Source organism: Pseudomonas sp. F-14 TE3482 (assembly GCF_053629455.1).
On record NZ_JBRJII010000001.1, the window covers coordinates 3290631 to 3309118 of the forward strand.

16 protein-coding genes and 5 tRNA genes are annotated in these 18488 nt (G+C 59.3%); 15 read left to right on the forward strand and 6 right to left on the reverse strand.

Annotation, left to right across the window (positions count from 1 at the left end; genetic code table 11):
- Both xth and AB7M26_RS14760 read left to right on the forward strand, forming a co-directional pair.
- Positions 1–795 carry an exodeoxyribonuclease III gene (gene xth / locus AB7M26_RS14755; RefSeq protein ID WP_123501398.1) on the forward strand — a complete coding sequence of 265 codons (795 nt, stop codon included), beginning with the start codon at positions 1–3 and terminating at the stop codon, positions 793–795.
- A gap of 117 nt (positions 796–912) precedes the next feature.
- A complete protein-coding gene (locus AB7M26_RS14760; RefSeq protein ID WP_123501397.1) occupies positions 913–1752 on the forward strand; it encodes an arylamine N-acetyltransferase family protein in 840 nt (279 codons plus the stop codon).
- An 81-nt stretch (positions 1753–1833) separates the two neighbouring features.
- Here AB7M26_RS14760 and AB7M26_RS14765 read toward each other — a convergent pair whose 3' ends face one another.
- A complete protein-coding gene (locus AB7M26_RS14765) occupies positions 1834–2178 on the reverse strand; it encodes a BrnA antitoxin family protein (protein ID WP_123501396.1) in 345 nt (114 codons plus the stop codon).
- A gap of 3 nt (positions 2179–2181) precedes the next feature.
- Positions 2182–2463, reverse strand: a complete 282-nt coding sequence (locus AB7M26_RS14770; RefSeq protein WP_123501395.1) for a BrnT family toxin — start codon at positions 2461–2463, stop codon at positions 2182–2184.
- 254 nt (positions 2464–2717) lie between these two features.
- On the opposite strand from AB7M26_RS14770, the gene AB7M26_RS14775 reads away from it, so the two are divergent.
- Positions 2718–4235, forward strand: coding sequence for a nucleobase:cation symporter-2 family protein (locus AB7M26_RS14775; protein WP_123501394.1), 1518 nt, complete (start codon positions 2718–2720; stop codon positions 4233–4235).
- A 174-nt stretch (positions 4236–4409) separates the two neighbouring features.
- Here AB7M26_RS14775 and AB7M26_RS14780 read toward each other — a convergent pair.
- A tRNA-Asn gene (locus tag AB7M26_RS14780) sits at positions 4410–4485 on the reverse strand.
- A 226-nt stretch (positions 4486–4711) separates the two neighbouring features.
- Between AB7M26_RS14780 and AB7M26_RS14785 the strand changes: the two genes are divergently transcribed.
- Positions 4712–4942, forward strand: coding sequence for a hypothetical protein (locus tag AB7M26_RS14785; RefSeq protein WP_008007186.1), 231 nt, complete (start codon positions 4712–4714; stop codon positions 4940–4942).
- Here the strand turns inward: AB7M26_RS14785 and AB7M26_RS14790 are convergent.
- Positions 4939–5139, reverse strand: a complete 201-nt coding sequence (locus AB7M26_RS14790) for a hypothetical protein (protein ID WP_007935214.1) — start codon at positions 5137–5139, stop codon at positions 4939–4941. The genes AB7M26_RS14785 and AB7M26_RS14790 overlap by 4 nt on opposite strands.
- Before the next feature lie 235 nt (positions 5140–5374).
- Positions 5375–6571, reverse strand: a complete 1197-nt coding sequence (locus AB7M26_RS14795; RefSeq protein ID WP_123501393.1) for an amino acid aminotransferase — start codon at positions 6569–6571, stop codon at positions 5375–5377.
- Positions 6572–6908: 337 nt separating this feature from the next.
- Between AB7M26_RS14795 and uvrB the strand changes: the two genes are divergently transcribed.
- From uvrB to AB7M26_RS14850, 11 genes are all read left to right on the forward strand, one after another.
- Entirely contained in the window at positions 6909–8924 is a 2016-nt protein-coding gene (uvrB, locus tag AB7M26_RS14800) for an excinuclease ABC subunit UvrB (protein WP_123501392.1), read from the forward strand.
- Positions 8925–9180: 256 nt separating this feature from the next.
- Entirely contained in the window at positions 9181–10662 is a 1482-nt protein-coding gene (gltX, locus tag AB7M26_RS14805) for a glutamate--tRNA ligase (protein ID WP_123498684.1), read from the forward strand.
- A gap of 190 nt (positions 10663–10852) precedes the next feature.
- Positions 10853–10928: transfer RNA gene (locus AB7M26_RS14810), tRNA-Ala, on the forward strand.
- Between the two features lie 79 nt (positions 10929–11007).
- Positions 11008–11083: transfer RNA gene (locus tag AB7M26_RS14815), tRNA-Glu, on the forward strand.
- Positions 11084–11136: 53 nt separating this feature from the next.
- Positions 11137–11212: transfer RNA gene (locus AB7M26_RS14820), tRNA-Ala, on the forward strand.
- An 80-nt stretch (positions 11213–11292) separates the two neighbouring features.
- Positions 11293–11368 (forward strand) — tRNA-Glu (locus AB7M26_RS14825).
- Between the two features lie 184 nt (positions 11369–11552).
- The gene (locus tag AB7M26_RS14830; protein WP_123498686.1) at positions 11553–12092 is read left to right on the forward strand and encodes a TetR/AcrR family transcriptional regulator; all 540 of its coding nucleotides are present in this window, start codon (positions 11553–11555) and stop codon (positions 12090–12092) included.
- Between the two features lie 30 nt (positions 12093–12122).
- A complete protein-coding gene (locus AB7M26_RS14835) occupies positions 12123–12956 on the forward strand; it encodes an alpha/beta fold hydrolase (RefSeq protein ID WP_123498688.1) in 834 nt (277 codons plus the stop codon).
- Between the two features lie 48 nt (positions 12957–13004).
- On the forward strand, positions 13005–13442 hold the full coding sequence (locus AB7M26_RS14840; RefSeq protein ID WP_123498690.1) for an acyl-CoA thioesterase: 438 nt from the start codon (positions 13005–13007) through the stop codon (positions 13440–13442).
- 167 nt (positions 13443–13609) lie between these two features.
- The gene (locus tag AB7M26_RS14845; RefSeq protein WP_123498692.1) at positions 13610–14569 is read left to right on the forward strand and encodes a tRNA dihydrouridine synthase; all 960 of its coding nucleotides are present in this window, start codon (positions 13610–13612) and stop codon (positions 14567–14569) included.
- Between the two features lie 120 nt (positions 14570–14689).
- A complete protein-coding gene (locus AB7M26_RS14850) occupies positions 14690–15136 on the forward strand; it encodes an Hsp20 family protein (RefSeq protein WP_008075938.1) in 447 nt (148 codons plus the stop codon).
- Positions 15137–15194: 58 nt separating this feature from the next.
- Here AB7M26_RS14850 and AB7M26_RS14855 read toward each other — a convergent pair whose 3' ends face one another.
- A complete protein-coding gene (locus AB7M26_RS14855; protein ID WP_123498694.1) occupies positions 15195–18473 on the reverse strand; it encodes a sensor domain-containing protein in 3279 nt (1092 codons plus the stop codon).
- Positions 18474–18488: the final 15 nt, after the last annotated feature.

Below are 18488 nucleotides of genomic sequence, written 5' to 3' on the forward strand. Positions count from 1 at the left end.
ATGAAGAACCTGAAAATCGCCACCTTCAACGTCAACGGCATGCGCGCCCGCTTGCCGAATCTGCTGGCCTGGCTTGCGCGAGAACAGCCAGACATCGCCTGCTTGCAGGAACTCAAATCGGTCGACGGCGCATTCCCCGTCGCGGAGCTGGAGGCCGCCGGGTATGGCGCCGTCTGGCACGGCCAGGTGTCGTGGAACGGGGTGGCGATTCTGGCGCGCGATGCGCAGCCGTTGGAGAGCCGGCGCGGTTTGCCAGGTGATGACAGCGATACCCATAGCCGCTACATCGAGGCTGCTGTGCATGGGGTTCTGGTGGGTTGTCTGTACCTGCCCAATGGCAACCCGCAGCCAGGGCCGAAGTTCGATTACAAACTGGCGTGGTTCGAACGGCTGATCTCGCACGCCAAGGAGCTTCAGAGCAGCGACCATCCGGTGGTGCTAGCCGGCGATTACAACGTGGTACCCACCGATCTGGACATCTACAACCCGCGCTCCTGGCTCAAGGATGCGCTGCTGCAACCCGAGAGTCGCGCGTGTTATCAGCGGTTGCTGGATCAGGGTTGGACCGATTCCCTGCGCCATCTGTATCCAGAGGAGCGGATCTACACCTTCTGGGATTATTTCCGGCAGCACTGGCAGAAAAACTCGGGGTTGCGCATCGATCATCTGCTGCTCAACCCGGCACTGAGTCCTTACCTGCAGGAGGCTGGCGTCGATGCCTGGGTTCGCAACGAACCTCATGCCAGCGATCATGCACCGACATGGATTCGAGTGGGTTCGCGCAAGCGTCGATAATCCTGGCGTGTGCGGTGATTGGCTAAATCAATTGTCAGTCCGACCGTATTTTCCCTTATACATGGCGCCCATCGGTGGAGCGATCCATCCGCGGACCTCTGCATAAAGGATTGAGCGATGAGCGAGACACAACTGACGAATCTTGCGCTGTACCTGCAACGCCTGGGCTTCGATGCGCCCCCGGCACCAACCCTGGAAACCCTGCGCCAACTGCAGCTGCGCCACACCGGCGCCTTCCCGTTTGAAAACCTCACCACTTTAATGGGCGAACCGGTGCTTATCGATCTGCCGTCCATCGAGCAGAAAGTCCTGCACGAAGGTCGCGGGGGCTACTGCTACGAACTCAACCACCTGTTCCTCGCCTTGCTTCAGACATTGGGCTTCGACGCACGCGGCATCACCGGTCGCGTGGTCATGGGACAGTCCGAAGGCGCCTGGACCGCCCGCACTCACCGCTTGAGTCTGGTGACCCTCGATGGCGTGCGCTACATCACTGACGTCGGCTTCGGCGGCATGGTGCCCACCGCACCGCTGATGCTGGATACCGAAGCTGAGCAGTTCACTCCCCACGAAACCTATCGCATCGAACCGCATGCCGACGGCTACACCCTGCGTGCTAACGTCGGTGATGAATGGCGTGCGATGTACATCTTCGACCTGCAACGTCAGGAAGACATCGATTACACCCTCGGCAACTGGTACGTCTCGACCCATCCCGAATCTTCCTTCGTGAAACAATTGATGGTGGCGCGGACGGGGGAGGGATGGCGACGCACATTGAGTAACGGCAGCTTTGCCATTCACCGCACGGGCAGTGAGAGCGAGCGGCGGCAGGTGACGGATGTGGATGAGTTGATCGGGTTACTGGAAAGTGAATTCGGGATTCGAGTGCCAGCGCAGGAAGTGTTGAAGCGGGTGCTGGAGCGGTTGATTGAGCCTGTGTCGCAGGCAAATTAAGCTCCACGCAAAGGGGCGGATTTGATCAATTCGCTCCTTTTTCTTTTGCTCGATCCAGGCGTGGGTGTGTTGGTTTTGTGGCTAGGAACGAACCTCAAGCTCCATCACGTGATGGATTTCGCTGAGGACCTCTGACAACTTTTTCTCCAGGCATTTCAGCTCGGAGGCGGTGAGGCCTTTTTTGAGATGCCCGACATTGGCAACAGCCGTGTTCTGATCGGGCTTCGCCGTTTTGCCTTTATCGCTGAGCAATGCCTGGCGCAGGGTATTGTTGATCACCGTCTGGTAGCCGTACCCCTCGCTTTCTGCCAGCGCGCGCGCGGCCTCTATGACGACATCATCGAGCATGATGGTGATTCGGGTCTTGCCTTTGCTGGAGGCAACCGCTCCACGCTTGGCATTGCTGAAGTCGTATTCATCTTTCATCGGTCAAGCCTCCATATAGTGGCGACGCTCGTTTTTGGTGGCGATGCGCGCGGAAATGATTCGCACGAAATTCGGGTCGCGGTAGGTGTATGCAACGACCAGCAGTCGACCTTTGGCATCCAGCCCGATGATGATCCATCGCTGCTCATCATGGTGGTTGTCCTGAAGCGTCAACGCTCGATCGTCATAAAACACAGGTTCTGTCTCGGCGAGGCTGATGCCTTGGTGCTTCAGTTTGTTGGCCGCGTTCTTTGCCTTGTGATACTGAATTTCGAATGACTTCATTATGCATACTTTATATGTATAAGCGAGAGGGCGGCCGTGCCGGCGGTCGCTTGGAAAGCAAAAGATTAGCGGTGGAGAGGAATAGGGGAGGAGGGATGTATTTCAAGAGTTTTTAGGCCGGAGGCTCTACGGCTAAAGGGCAGTGTGAACATCTGTCCGTAATCTGACTGGTTGGTTGTATACAACTCTATAGACATTTGTCCTGACTATTGAATACAGTGTGCGCACAACAAAAACCAGGGAACCCCCCAACCATGAAAACGCCCCATGTTTCACAACAACGGCCCGAGGATGAGAATCTCGGGATCGGCGCGAATATGGCTTACGGCCTGCAACACGTTCTGACCATGTATGGTGGTATCGTCGCGGTGCCTTTGATCATCGGCCAAGCGGCCGGGCTTTCGCCGGCGGACATCGGTTTGTTGATTGCTGCTTCATTGTTTGCAGGGGGGCTGGCGACGTTGCTGCAGACCCTGGGTTTACCGTTTTTCGGTTGTCAGTTGCCGCTGGTGCAGGGCGTGTCGTTTTCCGGCGTTGCGACCATGGTGGCGATTGTCAGCAGTGGTGGGGAGGGTGGCTTTCAGTCGATTCTCGGGGCGGTGATTGCCGCGTCGTTGATCGGCTTGCTGATCACGCCGGTGTTCTCGCGAATCACCAAGTTCTTTCCGCCGTTGGTAACCGGCATTGTGATCACCACTATCGGCCTGACGCTGATGCCGGTGGCCGCGCGCTGGGCCATGGGCGGCAACAGCCATGCCCCGGACTTCGGCAGCATGGCAAACATCGGCCTGGCGGCGGTGACGCTGGTGCTGGTACTGCTACTGAGCAAGATCGGCAGTGCGAGCATCTCCCGTTTGTCGATCCTCTTGGCAATGGTCATTGGCACCGTCATCGCCGTGTTCCTCGGCATGGCGGATTTCTCGTCCGTCACCCAAGGCCCGATGTTCGGCTTCCCGGCACCGTTCCATTTCGGCATGCCGACGTTCCACTTCGCCGCGATTCTGTCGATGTGCATCGTAATCATGGTGACCCTGGTGGAAACCTCCGCCGACATTCTGGCCGTCGGAGAAATCATCGGCACCAAAGTCGACTCCAAACGCCTGGGCAACGGCCTGCGGGCCGACATGCTGTCGAGCATGATCGCGCCGATCTTCGGCTCCTTCACTCAGAGCGCCTTCGCCCAGAACGTTGGACTGGTGGCGGTCACCGGAATCAAGAGCCGTTTCGTGGTGGCCACCGGCGGCGTGTTCCTGGTGGTTCTTGGTTTGCTGCCCTTCATGGGCCGCGTCATCGCCGCCGTGCCAACCTCCGTACTCGGCGGCGCCGGCATCGTGCTGTTCGGCACCGTGGCGGCCAGCGGCATTCGGACGCTGTCCAAGGTCGACTACCGCAACAACGTCAACCTGATCATCGTCGCCACCTCCATTGGTTTCGGCATGATCCCCATCGCTGCACCGAATTTCTACGACCACTTCCCCAGCTGGTTCGCGACGATCTTCCACTCGGGCATCAGCTCCTCGGCGATCATGGCCATCGTGCTGAACCTGGCCTTCAACCACCTCACTGCCGGCAACTCGGATCAACAGTCGGTGTTTGCGGCTGGTACCGAGCGAGTCTTGCGTTATCAGGATCTGGCGGCGTTGCGGGAAGGGGATTACTTCAGTGAAGGCAAGCTGCGTGACTGCGACGGGAACGAGATTCCGGTGGTAGAGGCAGAGCATGGGCATGCCGAGCCGCGGGCGGTGCATGCGAAAAGCAGTGAGCATGTTTGACGGCGGTACCCGGTAAAGAGGCAGGTAGATCAAAAGATCGCAGCCTGCGGCAGCTCGGGGATTCGTGTGAGATGCGATCTCCGGAGCTGCCGAAGGCTGCGATCTTTTGACTTTATAGCGAGCACAAAAAAGCCCCTGAGTCTTTCGAATCGGGGGCTTTTCGGTCTTGCTGTCTGGCTCCACGACCTGGACTCGAACCAGGGACCCAGTGATTAACAGTCACTTGCTCTACCAACTGAGCTATCGCGGAATGGCGTCTATGTTACTGATTCAAAAAGAGAAGTCAAGCCTCTGTCGGCAGTTTGATGTTTTCATCGGATCAGAGGGGGGTTATCGGCCATTGGCGGTTACCAGAATCGCGGTAGAGGTCTACCATGGTCGCCCGGAAGTGGTGACACGCGCTGCCGGCCCTCAGCCGAAAAGGTACGCGCCATGAATCATCCAGCCCTCACACCTCAAAACAGCGGGGTGTTCGCATGAGCATCGCTCAGATCAGCCTGCCCAAAGGCGTTGGCCCGCACGCCGAGAAACTGTTCGACGCAATCACTCAGGCCAGCACCGCTGACGAATTGAACCGCGCGGGCGGCAAGGCCGAAGGTTTTGTCCTGGGCCTGGAAAGCACCAAGGCGATCAAAAGTCAGGTGGCCGAGTCGCTTTATGTGGCCTATGACGATGCGGCCAGCCAGCGTGCAACCGAATTGGCTTAACCGCCGAAGGTAATGGTGCCGAGCATCAACTTGGCGTACAGCATCGTGGCGGCCAGTTGTACCAGCCACAACGCCAGACCGCCAAGGAACACGCCCGCAGCCACTTGCAGCACCAGGTTATTACCGCGTTTGGCCGAAGAGCGGGGTACGAAGTGGTCCAGCTCGTCGCGGTCGGCGCGTAGGTCATCGTTTTTCATGTGGGTTCTCAAGAATTCTCGGGTGTACTCATAACCTGTGGGAGCTGGCTTGCTCGCGAAGGCGGCGGCACATCCAGCATCAATGTGACAGATAGACCGCTTTCGCGAGCAAGCCCGCTCCCACATTTTTGATCTGCGTGCAGTCTAGAGCGACCGGTCGCCGAACTGGGAATTATCAAAGACAAATAAAAAACGGGAAGCCCTGCGGCTTCCCGTTTTCGTATCACGCGAGGACTCAGATCACCTGAACGATGGCCTTGGTCACGACGTCGATGTTGCTCTGGTTCAGCGCAGCAACACAGATGCGGCCGGTGTCCAGAGCGTAGATGCCGAACTCGCTGCGCAGGCGGGTAACCTGCTCAACCGTCAGGCCGGAGTAGGAGAACATGCCGCGCTGGCGACCGACGAAGCTGAAATCGCGCTGTGGAGCGTTTTTCGCCAGCAGGTCGACCATCTGGGTGCGCATGCCGCGAATCCGCAGGCGCATTTCTGCCAGTTCCTCTTCCCACTGGGCACGCAGTACCGGGCTGTTCAGCACGGCGGCGACGATGCTTGCACCGTGGGTCGGCGGGTTGGAGTAGTTGGTGCGGATCACGCGTTTGACTTGTGACAGTACGCGCGCGCTTTCTTCTTTCGATTCGCTGACGATCGACAGGGCGCCAACGCGCTCGCCGTACAGCGAGAAGGATTTGGAGAACGAACTGGAAACGAAGAAGGTCAGGTCCGATTCGGCGAACAGGCGCACGGCCGCGGCGTCTTCATCGATACCGTCGCCAAAGCCCTGGTAAGCCATGTCGAGGAATGGCACGTGACCTTTGGCCTTGACCACTTCCAGCACGTTTTTCCAGTCCGCCGGGCTCAGGTCCACGCCGGTCGGGTTGTGGCAGCAAGCGTGCAGCACAACGATGGAGCCGGAGGGCAGGGCGTTCAGGTCTTCCAGCAGGCCGGCGCGGTTAACGTCATGAGTCGCGGCGTCGTAGTAGCGATAGTTCTGCACCGGGAAACCGGCTGTTTCGAACAGCGCGCGGTGGTTTTCCCAGCTCGGGTCGCTGATAGCCACGACGGCGTTCGGCAGCAGTTGCTTAAGGAAGTCGGCGCCGATTTTCAGCGCGCCGGTACCGCCGACGGCTTGGGTGGTGATAACCCGGCCAGCGGCGATCAGCGGCGAATCATTGCCGAACAGCAGTTTTTGCACGGCCTGATCGTAGGCGGCGATGCCGTCGATCGGCAAGTAACCACGGGAAACGTGTTGAGCGGCGCGAATCGTCTCGGCTTCGACAACGGCGCGCAGGAGTGGAATTCGCCCCTCCTCGTCGCAGTAAACACCGACCCCCAGGTTGACCTTGTTGGTACGGGTATCGGCATTGAATGCTTCGTTGAGGCCCAGGATTGGATCGCGTGGTGCCATTTCGACAGCGGAGAACAGGCTCATTATTGCGGCGGCTCTGAATGGAGTGTGGAGGGACGTGTCGCGCTCCAGCCGAATGCACTAGAGCGGTGCACAAACGGGGAGCTAGTATAGAGGCCATCAGCGATTGATGGCGACAGGCGATTCGGCTTTTACCGTAAGTTTTTCCAATTATTTTTCGATCGTGGGTCGAGTGGTGTCGTCAAAGGTTTTACCCGATGTAGGACGTTTGCCTTGAAAGCAATGGCAATCGGCTCCACATTTAGCACAATCCAGTTTTTTCCTTGGGCGACATCGGTCGTTTGTGGTTTTTTTCGTCGCTGTCCGGTTTGACTGGGCAGGCGCGAATCCAGAGGTATGTATGTCTGAATTCCAGCTAGTCACCCGCTTCGAGCCCGCCGGCGATCAGCCGGAAGCCATCCGCCTGATGGTCGAGGGCATTGAGGCCGGGCTGGCGCACCAGACGCTGCTCGGTGTGACCGGCTCGGGCAAGACCTTCAGCATCGCCAACGTGATCGCCCAGATACAGCGCCCGACGCTGGTGCTGGCGCCCAACAAGACCCTGGCCGCGCAGTTGTATGGCGAATTCAAGGCGTTCTTCCCGAACAACGCCGTTGAATACTTCGTGTCTTATTACGACTACTACCAGCCCGAAGCCTACGTGCCGTCATCCGACACCTTCATCGAGAAGGATGCCTCGATCAACGACCATATCGAGCAGATGCGCCTGTCCGCGACCAAAGCGCTGCTGGAGCGCAAGGACGCGATCATCGTCACCACGGTGTCGTGCATCTACGGTCTGGGCAGCCCGGAAACCTATCTGAAGATGGTGTTGCACGTGGATCGCGGCGACAAGCTCGACCAACGCGCGCTGCTACGTCGGCTGGCCGACCTGCAATACACCCGCAACGACATGGACTTCGCCCGGGCGACCTTCCGGGTGCGCGGCGACGTGATCGATATCCACCCGGCGGAATCCGATTTCGAAGCGATCCGCATCGAGCTGTTCGATGACGAAGTGGAGAGCTTGTCCGCCTTCGATCCGCTGACTGGTGAAGTCATCCGCAAACTGCCGCGTTTCACCTTCTATCCAAAGAGCCACTACGTGACCCCGCGGGAAACCCTGCTCGAGGCCACCGAAGGGATCAAGGTCGAATTGCAGGAGCGCCTGGAATACCTGCGCTCCAATAACAAACTGGTGGAAGCTCAGCGACTGGAGCAGCGCACCCGTTTCGACCTGGAGATGATCCTCGAACTGGGTTACTGCAACGGCATCGAAAACTATTCGCGCTACCTGTCGGGCCGTGAATCCGGCCAGGCGCCGCCCACGTTGTTCGACTACCTGCCGGCGGATGCCTTGCTGGTGATCGACGAATCCCACGTCAGCGTGCCGCAAGTCGGCGCCATGTATAAAGGTGACCGTTCGCGGAAAGAAACGCTGGTGGAGTACGGTTTCCGCTTGCCCTCGGCTCTGGACAACCGGCCGATGCGTTTCGACGAGTTCGAAAGCATCAGTCCCCAAACGATTTTTGTCTCGGCCACGCCGGGCAATTACGAGGCGGAGCACGCCGGCCGAGTGGTCGAGCAATTGGTGCGACCGACTGGCCTGGTGGACCCGCAAATCGAGATCCGTCCGGCGTTGACTCAGGTCGACGACTTGCTCTCGGAAATCACCAAGCGTGTGGCCCTGGAAGAGCGGGTGCTGGTTACCACGCTGACCAAGCGCATGTCCGAAGACTTGACCGATTACCTGGCCGACCACGGCGTGCGCGTGCGTTATCTGCATTCGGACATCGACACCGTGGAGCGGGTCGAAATTATCCGTGACTTGCGTCTCGGCGTCTTCGATGTGCTGGTGGGGATCAACCTGCTGCGTGAAGGCCTGGACATGCCGGAAGTCTCGCTGGTGGCGATTCTCGACGCGGACAAGGAAGGCTTCCTGCGTTCCGAGCGCTCGCTGATCCAGACCATCGGCCGGGCGGCGCGCAACCTCAATGGGCGGGCGATTTTGTACGCAGATCGCATCACCGGCTCCATGGAGCGGGCGATCGGCGAGACCGAGCGTCGTCGCGACAAGCAGATCGCCTTCAACCTGGCCAATGGCATCACGCCGAAGGGTGTGTTCAAGGACGTCGCCGACATTATGGAAGGCGCGGTCGTGCCGGGTTCGCGCAGCAAGAAGCGCAAAGGCATGGCCAAGGCCGCCGAGGAAAGTGCCAAGTACGAGGTCGAACTGCGCTCGCCAAGCGAGATCAGCAAACGCATTCGTCAGTTGGAAGAAAAGATGTACCAGCTCGCCCGCGACCTGGAATTCGAAGCCGCGGCGCAGTTGCGCGACGAAATCGGCAAGTTGCGGGAGCGGTTGATCGCGGTTTGACGCTCTCCCTGTAGGAGCTGCCGAAGGCTGCGATCTTTTGATCTTGTTTTTAAAGGCAAGGGTCAAAAGATCGCAGCCTTCGGTAGCTCCTACATTAGGGGGTGCACTGATTCAGTGAGCTTCTTCAGCATCGCCACCAAACTGATCCCCCATGCAATATAGGCTTATATGCCCTGCTGACTGGAGCCGGGCGGCTATCGCCTGTTACCATTCGCCTCTTGTTTGATCTTCGCTTTTATTCTTTTCGAGACATGCCATGACCACCGTCCGCACTCGCATCGCGCCATCGCCTACCGGGGACCCCCACGTAGGTACCGCTTACATCGCTTTGTTCAACTACTGCTTTGCCAAGCAGCATGGCGGTGAGTTCATCCTGCGGATCGAAGACACCGACCAACTGCGTTCGACCCGCGAGTCCGAACAGCAGATATACGACGCCCTGCGCTGGTTGGGTATCGACTGGAGCGAAGGCCCGGACGTCGGCGGCCCGCACGGTCCTTATCGCCAGAGCGAGCGCGGCGATATCTATCAGAAGTACTGCCAGCAATTGGTCGACATGGGTCATGCCTTCCCGTGCTTCTGCACGGCTGAAGAACTGGACCAGATGCGCGCCGAGCAAATGGCCCGCGGCGAAACCCCGCGTTACGACGGCCGTGCGCTGTTGCTCTCCAAGGAAGAAGTCGCGCGTCGTCTGGCCGCTGGCGAGCCACACGTCATCCGCATGAAAGTGCCGACCGAAGGCGTGTGCGTGGTGCCTGACATGCTGCGTGGCGACGTCGAGATCCCGTGGGATCGCATGGATATGCAAGTGCTGATGAAGACCGACGGCTTGCCGACATACTTCCTGGCCAACGTTGTCGATGACCACTTGATGGGCATCACCCACGTCTTGCGCGGCGAAGAATGGCTGCCTTCGGCGCCGAAACTGATCCTCTTGTACGAATACTTTGGTTGGGAGCAACCGCAGCTGTGCTACATGCCGCTGCTGCGTAACCCGGACAAGAGCAAGCTGTCCAAGCGCAAGAACCCGACCTCGGTGACGTTCTACGAGCGCATGGGTTTCATGCCGGAAGCAATGCTCAACTACCTGGGCCGTATGGGCTGGTCGATGCCGGACGAGCGCGAGAAGTTCTCCCTGCAGGAAATGGTCGATAACTTCGACCTGAGCCGCGTCTCCCTCGGCGGGCCGATTTTCGACATCGAGAAGCTGTCGTGGCTCAACGGCCAATGGCTGCGTGACCTGCCGGTGGAAGAGTTCGCCGCTCGTCTGCAAAAGTGGGCACTGAACCCTGAATACATGATGAAGATCGCACCGCACGTGCAGGGCCGGGTTGAAACCTTCAGCCAAGTCGCACCGCTGGCCGGCTTCTTCTTCGCTGGTGGCGTGAACCCGGACGCCAAGCTGTTCGAATCCAAGAAACTCTCGGGCGATCAGGTTCGTCAGTTGATGCAGTTGATTCTGTGGAAGCTGGAAAGCCTGCGTCAGTGGGAGAAGGACAGCATTACCGCGACGATTCAGGCGGTGGTCGAATCCCTGGAGTTGAAGCTGCGTGATGCCATGCCGCTGATGTTCGCCGCGATCACGGGGCAGGCCAGCTCGGTGTCGGTGCTCGATGCGATGGAAATCCTCGGTCCGGACCTGACCCGTTTCCGTCTGCGCCAGGCTATCGATCTGTTGGGTGGCGTGTCGAAGAAGGAAAACAAGGAGTGGGAAAAACTCTTGGGCGCTATCGCTTAAGGCTGTTTAACCTAGTGTAGGAGCTGCCGAAGGCTGCGATCTTTTGATCTTGCTCTTCGGCGCCACCCCCGTTTTTCGGGGGGAGGGCGGTAAGTGATTGTTATGTGGGCAAAAAATTTTGGAAATTGTTAAAAATAAGTTTGACAGCCTTCCGATGCGCCATTAAGATTCGCCCCGTCCTCAGCGATGAGGGGCTATAGCTCAGCTGGGAGAGCGCTTGCATGGCATGCAAGAGGTCGACGGTTCGATCCCGTCTAGCTCCACCAATTTACACTTCAAGGTCTGGCCACACCGGCCTTGAAGCGATCAACACTCAGCGTTGGTCTGTTGTGTAGAAGGGTTTGCGTCCCCTTCGTCTAGTGGCCTAGGACACCGCCCTTTCACGGCGGTAACAGGGGTTCGAGTCCCCTAGGGGACGCCAGTTTTACAGAAGCGATGTCGCAAGATGTCGCTCCGCCGCGAGGCGAAAAATCCGGGGCTATAGCTCAGCTGGGAGAGCGCTTGCATGGCATGCAAGAGGTCGACGGTTCGATCCCGTCTAGCTCCACCAATTTTACAGTTCAAGGTCTGGCCACACCGGCCTTGAATCGATCAGCTCTCAGCACTGATCAGTTGTATAGAAGGGTTTGTGTCCCCTTCGTCTAGTGGCCTAGGACACCGCCCTTTCACGGCGGTAACAGGGGTTCGAGTCCCCTAGGGGACGCCACGATTACCCGCTCTGCGGGATTTTTAAGGGTCATTCAATTATTGAATGGCCCTTTTGTTTGTCTGGCGTTTAGCCAATTCTCCGTTTTCCTCAAAAAACTGTTCTTCAGACCAGCGGTCGCATCCACGACTTGCGGAAAATTATTATGAGAATAATATTCTAATCGTAATATTCGGAGGCAACGATGAACGATAAAAAAGCTCAAACCCGCGAACGCATCCTCAAGGCTGCCAGTGCAGCGCTGATTCAGCGCGGCCCGGCCGAGCCGAGCGTGGGCGAAGTGATGGGCGCGGCCGGCCTGACGGTCGGCGGCTTCTACGCGCACTTCGAAAGCAAGGACGCGTTGATGCTGGAAGCATTCAAGCAGCTACTCAGCCATCGTCGTGGCTTGATCGCCGACATGGATGCCGAGTTGACCGGCGAAGAGCGTCGCGCGTTGGTCGCAGCGTTCTACCTGTCGCGCAAACACCGTGATTCCACCGAACAGGCATGCCCGATTCCGGCATCAGTCGGCGAGCTCGGCCGTCTGCCGGACGAATTTCGTGTGGCATTGAGTGAGCATATTGAGTTGATGGTCGCGCAGTTGGCGGCCAGCCCGGAAGAGGCCGACAAAGCCTTGGCCGACATGGCCTTGATGGTCGGTGGTTTGGCTCTGGCGCGGGCGCTGGGGGCAGGAGAGTTGTCCGATCGATTACTGCGCGCCGCCAAGTCGGCGGTGCTATGACCTGAAGGCACCAGCCTGAGGAGATGAGCGATGAACACGTTGAGCTGGGTTCGTGGCGTTAATGGCACCTTGGGCTGGTTCGCGCCGCAGTTGGTGGCGAGCAAGATGCGCCTGGCGTTCATGACTCCGCGGGAATTGCCGCCGCGTGATTGGGAATTGCCGCTGCTGGCGAAATCCGAACGGATCACCTTGCGCTTCGGCCTCTCCGCGTTGCGTTGGGGGCAAGGGCCGGCGGTGTTGTTGATGCACGGCTGGGAGGGCCGGCCGACACAGTTTGCCGCGCTGATCACCGCGCTGGTCGATGCCGGTTACACCGTGGTTGCCCTCGACGGCCCGGCTCACGGTCGCTCACCTGGTCGCGAAGCAAATGTGGTGCTGTTCGCCCGGGCCATGCTCGAGGCGGCCGCTGAGTTGCCGCCGCTGCAAGCGGTTATTGGGCACTCCATGGGTGGCGCCAGTGCCATGCTCGCAGTTCAGTTGGGCTTGCGCACCGAAACCCTGGTCTCGATCGCCGCCCCGGCGCGAATTCTCGGGGTATTGCGTGGGTTCGCACGCTATGTACGCCTGCCGCCCAAAGCGCGTTCGGCGTTTATTCGCCAGGTCGAGAAAGATGTCGGCATGCGTGCCGCTGCACTGGATGTCGCGCACTATCAGCTCGACATGCCGGGGCTGATCGTCCATGCCGAGGACGACAACTTTGTTCCGGTCAAGGAATCCCAGTTGATCCACGAAGCCTGGTTCGACAGCCGTCTGTTGCGCCTGGAAGAGGGCGGGCATCAGCGGGTGCTGGCCGATCCTCGGGTGATCGACGGCGTTCTTTCGCTGCTGGCCGGTCGCAGTCTGCAATCGCGCCAATCGGCCTGAGCATCCGTTACACTGCCCCGGTCGAAATAATCTGACCAGGAGTGGGGCATGGGCTGGGATCGGGCAACGCCGTTTATCATTGATCTGGAAGTGGGCGCCGAGGACATCGACGGGCTGGGCCATGCGAACAACGCGGTGTACGTGACCTGGCTCGAGCGTTGCGCCTGGCGCCACTCGCAGCGGCTGGGCCTGGATCTGGTCGAATACCGACGGCTGGATCGGGCGATGGCGGTGGTACGGCACGAGATCGATTACCTGGCGGCGGCCTATGAGGGTGATGAGTTGCAGTTGGCGACCTGGATCGTCGATTGGGACCAGCGCCTGAAAATGACCCGACACTTTCAATTGAAGCGCCCCAGCGACAACACGACGTTACTGCGGGCGCAAACCACTTTCGTGTGCATCGAACTGTCGACCGGCAAGCCCAAGCGCATGCCGGCGGAGTTTATCGAGGGCTATGGTCCCGCGTTGCGGGTCGCGATCTAATTGAAGCTTTCGCGGGCAAGCCTCGCTCCTACGGATCACCGAAATCTGTAGGAGCGAGGCTTGCCCGCGAAGGCGTCCGCACATTTGCCATCGCCCGGTCTGACGAAATACCTTCTGCACGCCGAAACCAGTAAACTGCCGCACGTTTTTCGTTGAGTGTGTTTTTCATGCAAATTGCTTTGGCGCCCATGGAGGGGTTGGTCGACAACATCCTGCGGGACGTGCTGACCCGTGTGGGCGGTATCGATTGGTGCGTGACCGAATTCATTCGGATCAACGATCAGCTGCTTACGCCTGCCTATTACCACAAGTTCGGTCCGGAACTGCTGACCAACGCCCGAACCGCGTCCGGTGTGCCGCTGCGGGTGCAACTGCTCGGCTCCGATCCGGTGTGCCTGGCGGAAAACGCCGCACTGGCCTGCGAGTTGGGTTCCGAGGTTATCGACCTGAATTTCGGCTGCCCGGCCAAGACCGTCAACAAATCCCGTGGCGGTGCGGTGCTGCTCAAAGAGCCTGAACTGCTCAACCAAATCGTCGAACATGTCCGTCGTGCCGTACCCGCGCACATTCCGGTGACCGCCAAGATGCGCCTCGGTTTCGACAGCCCGGACGGTGCGCTGGTCTGCGCCACGGCCCTGGCCGAAGGCGGGGCGGCGCACATCGTGGTCCACGCGCGGACCAAGACCGATGGCTACAAGCCGCCAGCCCACTGGGAATGGATCCCTCGGGTGCAGGACGTGGTCAAGGTGCCGGTGTTTGCCAACGGCGACATCTGGAGCGTCGAGGACTGGCGTCGTTGCCGCGAGATCAGCGGCGTCGAAGACATCATGCTCGGTCGTGGACTGGTATCGCGCCCGGATCTGGCCCGGCAAATCGCCGCCGCCCGCGCCGGTGAAGACGTCGTCGAGATGACCTGGGCCGAGCTGCTGCCGTTGATTCAGGACTTCTGGCTGCAAGCCAAAGCGCAGATGACACCGCGTCAATCGCCGGGTCGCTTGAAGCAGTGGCTGGCGATGCTGACCCGCAATTATCCCGAAGCGGTAGAGCTGTTCACCGTCCTTCGGCGTGAGACGGAACTGGATAACGTCTCGCGTTTACTGGGGCTTCAGGTGTCTGAGGCGGCCTGAAAAAATCTTCAAATAATCTCTTGAAAAGCAATCAGCGGTCCTTATCTAAGGATTACGCGATGCCGAATTCGGGTCGCGGAGACAAAAAAACTTGCTGATTATGTTCAGGAGATTTGAATCATGAGTACTGCATTTTCCCTGGCCCCACTGTTCCGTTCCTCGGTAGGTTTCGACCGTTTCAACGACCTGTTCGAAACCGCCCTGCGCAATGAGCCAGGCAGCACCTATCCACCCTACAACGTTGAAAAATACGGTGATGACCAATACCGCATTGTCGTAGCGGCCGCCGGTTTCCAGGAAGAAGATCTGGACCTGCAAGTGGAGAAAGGTGTGCTGACCATCAGTGGCGGCAAACGTGACGCGGACGAAAGCGTCACTTACCTGTACCAAGGCATCGCGCAGCGCGCCTTCAAACTGTCGTTCCGTCTGGCGGACCATATTGAAATCAAGGCCGCCGAACTGCGCAACGGTTTGTTGAGTATCGACCTGCTGCGCGTGATTCCGGAAGAAGCGAAAGCCAAGCGCATCCCGATCAACGGGACGGAAAAACCGGCTCTGCAGCACTGAGTCAAAGCAACAAAAAGGGCGCCATCCACTGGCGCCCTTTTTTGTGCCTGTATCCGACTCATTTGAGCAGTTTCTGAAACTCCTCCACCGGCAACGGCCGGCTGTGCAAATACCCTTGATACAAATGGCAGCCCAGCCCCTGCAAAAACGCCAGTTGCTCCAGGTTTTCCACCCCTTCGGCGATGACTTCCAACTCCAGACTGCGGGCCATGGCGACGATGGCGCGAATGATTTCGGCATCGTTGGGGTCGGTGGTGGCGTCGCGGATGAACGACTGATCGATTTTCAGGGTGTCTACCGGCAGGCGCTTGAGGTAGGTCAGCGAGGAATAACCGGTACCGAAATCGTCCATGGCAAAGCTCACGCCGAGTTTTTTCAGGCGCCGCATTTTGCTGATGGTGTCGTCCAGGTTCTGGATGACGATGCCTTCGGTGATTTCCAGTTTCAGCAACGAGCAGGGCAGGCCATGGCTGCCGAGGCTGTGCTCGATACGTTCGACGAAATCGTTCTGACGGAATTGCCGGGGGCTGATGTTCACGCACAGGCTGAAATCGAGCGGGTCGATCAGACCTTTGGCAATCAGATGTTTGAAGGCCGCGCAGGCTTCATCGAGGATCCACGTGCCGACTTCCAGAATCAGCCCGCTGTCTTCCAGCACCTTGATGAACTCGGTGGGCGATTGCGCGCCCAGTTGCGGATGGTGCCAGCGTACCAAGGCTTCTGCGCCGGTAATACGGTTATTGCGAGCGTCCACCTGCGGTTGGTATTGCACGCTGAACTCACCCCGGGAAAGGGCAAGGCGCAGGTCGGTTTCCATGCGCAGGCGTTCGCTGGCGGCCTTCTGCATAGTGTTGTGATACATCTGCGTGGTGTTGCGGCCTGAATCCTTGGCGCGGTAGAGGGCGATATCGGCGCGTTTGAGCAGGTCGGTCGGGGTCGAGCCGTGGTCGGGGATCAGCGCGATGCCGATGCTCGGTGTTACTTGCAGGCGCTGTCCGTCGAGGAACATCGGTTCGGACAGCAGTTCGCGCAAGGTATCCGCCAACTCCCGGACCTGAGCGCTGACCTCGCTGCGCGAACCTTCCAGGCCGCTGAGCAGCACCACGAATTCGTCACCGCCCAGGCGCGCGACGGTGTCCTCCATGCGCACGCTGGCTTCAAGGCGCGCAGTGATGATCTTCAGCACCGTATCGCCCACCGGGTGACCGAGGGAGTCGTTGATGTGCTTGAAGTGGTCGAGATCGAGGAACATCAGCGCACCACGCAGGTTGTGGCGTTTGAGCAGGGCGATCTGCTGGCTCAGACGATCCATCAACAAGGCGCGGTTGGGCAGGTTGGTCAGTGGGTCGTGGTAGGCCAGGTGACGGATTTGCGCTTCGGCGTTTTTCAGCAGGCTGACGTCCCGGGCGGTCAGCAGCAGGCACGCCGTTTCGTTGAGGGTGATCGGCTCCACCGAGACTTCGACGGTCAACAACTCGCCGCGTTTGTTGCGCCCGAGCATTTCCTGATGATGAACCCGGCCCTTGATCTGTAGCTCCGCCAGGAGCGCCGAGCGTTGTTTCTCTTCGGCCCAGATGCCCACCTGATATACCGTGCGGCCGATCACTTCATCGGCGCGATAGCCAGTCAGGCGACAAAAGCCGTCATTAACTTCCAGGTAGCGTCCGGTGTCGCGCTCGGTAATGGTGATGGCGTCGGGGCTTGAGTGGAAGGCCTTGGCGAACTTCTCCTCGCTGGCCTTGAGCGCCGCTTCCGAGCGTTGCTGCTGGGTGATGTCGCGCAGGGTGGTGACGATGCAGGGTTGGTCGCCGACGCTGATCTGCCGGCTCGATATCACGCAGGTCAGGGACTGCCCGTCCTTGTGCTGGACGATGATCGCCACATTGTTCAGACCTTGTTCGCGGATGACCCGCTCGATCCTTTGCAGGCTCTTCGCCGAAGCGTCCCACAGGCCGATTTCGTCGGCGCTGCGGCCAATCACGTCGACGGTGCTCCAGCCGAACGTTTGAGTGAAGCTGGAGTTGATCTCGATGAAGTGACCGGTGTCTTGGCGCGTGACGCAGATCGGGTCCGGGCTGACCTGGAACAAGGTGGCGAATTTCTCTTCCGACGCCACCAGTTGCTGTTCGCGCTCCACCTGATCAGTGATGTCCAGCAGTGTGCCGGCCATGCGCAGAGGGTTGCCATGGTCGTCGCGATAGAGTCTGGCGCGGCTTTCCAGGTAGCGCGAACTGCCGTCCTGCAACTGCACCCGGTAGGTCAGTTGATAATTGCCGGCTGGGCCTTCGCGCAAGCTGCGGTAGGCGTCGCGCATGCTGTCGCGTTCTTCGCCGGGCACGCCTTCGAAAAACGCATCGAAGGATTCATGGAAGGGTTTGGGGTCCAGCCCATGCAACTGGGCGGCCCGCGCCGAGCCGTAAAGCATGCCGCTGGGAATGTGCCAGTCCCAGGTGCCGAGCTGCGCCGAATCCAGGGCCAGGTCGAGGCGTTCCTGGCTGTCTTTGAGGGCGTGCTCGGCGATTTTGCGTTCGGTGGTGTCGAGGAATGTGCTCAGCAGGTAAGGCTGGCCCTCGAGTTCGACCTTTTGCGCGCTGAGGATGCCGTCGTGAACCTGCCCGTTGCTGGCGCGAAATTGCACCTCCATGTTGATCAGCTCGCCTTTGGCTTTGGTGGCCTTGACCAGTTGCACTCGTTGTTCCGGATTGACCCAAAGGCCCAGTTCCAGCGTGGTTCGGCCGATGGCGTCCTGCACCGGCCAGCCGAACAGGCTTTCGAAATACTGGTTGGCTTCGCTGATCAAGCCGTCTTCCTGACGGGTCAGCAGGACCATGTTCGGGCACAGGTGAAACAGCGTGGCGAAGCGCTTTTCCGAGCTGCTCAGTGCCTGTTCGCGCTGGCGCTGATGGGTGATTTCACGAATGACCCCTATCATTCGTGGCCGGCCGTTTTTGTCCGGCAGCAGGCTGCCGTTGATTTCCAGCCAGTGCAGACTGCCGTCGGGCCAGCGGATACGGTGGTGCATCGCCTGCTCCAGCGGGGCGCCGGCGATCACTGCATTAAAGGCGCGGATGGCTTTCGCCCGATCCTCCTGAGGCAGCAGGTCGAGGTATTCCAGATCTTCCGGCAGCGGTTGTCGGGGATCGAAGCCGAACAACGCCTGAGTGCCCCGAGACCAACTGATCTGCCCCCGCTCGATGTCCCAATACCAGGCGCCCAGCCGGGCGCCGTTGAGGGCTGCCAGCAACTGCGGGGCGCTTTCCCAGCTCTGCTCGGACCGTTTGGGGTCAAGTGCCTGAATTCGCGGCATCGGCGGCATACGTTCAACAGATTTGGGCATGGATAACAGGCCTTG

Excerpts from the sequence above, each read along its gene's own strand:
- AB7M26_RS14835 (WP_123498688.1), top strand. The coding sequence starts at position 12,123 with ATGAACACGTTGAGCTGGGTTCGTGGCGTTAATGGCACCTTGGGCTGG.
- AB7M26_RS14840 (WP_123498690.1), top strand. The coding sequence starts at position 13,005 with ATGGGCTGGGATCGGGCAACGCCGTTTATCATTGATCTGGAAGTGGGC.
- AB7M26_RS14845 (WP_123498692.1), top strand. The coding sequence starts at position 13,610 with ATGCAAATTGCTTTGGCGCCCATGGAGGGGTTGGTCGACAACATCCTG.
- AB7M26_RS14795 (WP_123501393.1), bottom strand. The coding sequence starts at position 6,571 with ATGAGCCTGTTCTCCGCTGTCGAAATGGCACCACGCGATCCAATCCTG.
- AB7M26_RS14785 (WP_008007186.1), top strand. The coding sequence starts at position 4,712 with ATGAGCATCGCTCAGATCAGCCTGCCCAAAGGCGTTGGCCCGCACGCC.
- xth (WP_123501398.1), top strand. The coding sequence starts at position 1 with ATGAAGAACCTGAAAATCGCCACCTTCAACGTCAACGGCATGCGCGCC.
- uvrB (WP_123501392.1), top strand. The coding sequence starts at position 6,909 with ATGTCTGAATTCCAGCTAGTCACCCGCTTCGAGCCCGCCGGCGATCAG.
- AB7M26_RS14790 (WP_007935214.1), bottom strand. The coding sequence starts at position 5,139 with ATGAAAAACGATGACCTACGCGCCGACCGCGACGAGCTGGACCACTTC.
- gltX (WP_123498684.1), top strand. The coding sequence starts at position 9,181 with ATGACCACCGTCCGCACTCGCATCGCGCCATCGCCTACCGGGGACCCC.
- AB7M26_RS14850 (WP_008075938.1), top strand. The coding sequence starts at position 14,690 with ATGAGTACTGCATTTTCCCTGGCCCCACTGTTCCGTTCCTCGGTAGGT.
- AB7M26_RS14760 (WP_123501397.1), top strand. The coding sequence starts at position 913 with ATGAGCGAGACACAACTGACGAATCTTGCGCTGTACCTGCAACGCCTG.
- AB7M26_RS14830 (WP_123498686.1), top strand. The coding sequence starts at position 11,553 with ATGAACGATAAAAAAGCTCAAACCCGCGAACGCATCCTCAAGGCTGCC.
- AB7M26_RS14770 (WP_123501395.1), bottom strand. The coding sequence starts at position 2,463 with ATGAAGTCATTCGAAATTCAGTATCACAAGGCAAAGAACGCGGCCAAC.
- AB7M26_RS14775 (WP_123501394.1), top strand. The coding sequence starts at position 2,718 with ATGAAAACGCCCCATGTTTCACAACAACGGCCCGAGGATGAGAATCTC.
- AB7M26_RS14855 (WP_123498694.1), bottom strand. The coding sequence starts at position 18,473 with ATGCCCAAATCTGTTGAACGTATGCCGCCGATGCCGCGAATTCAGGCA.
- AB7M26_RS14765 (WP_123501396.1), bottom strand. The coding sequence starts at position 2,178 with ATGAAAGATGAATACGACTTCAGCAATGCCAAGCGTGGAGCGGTTGCC.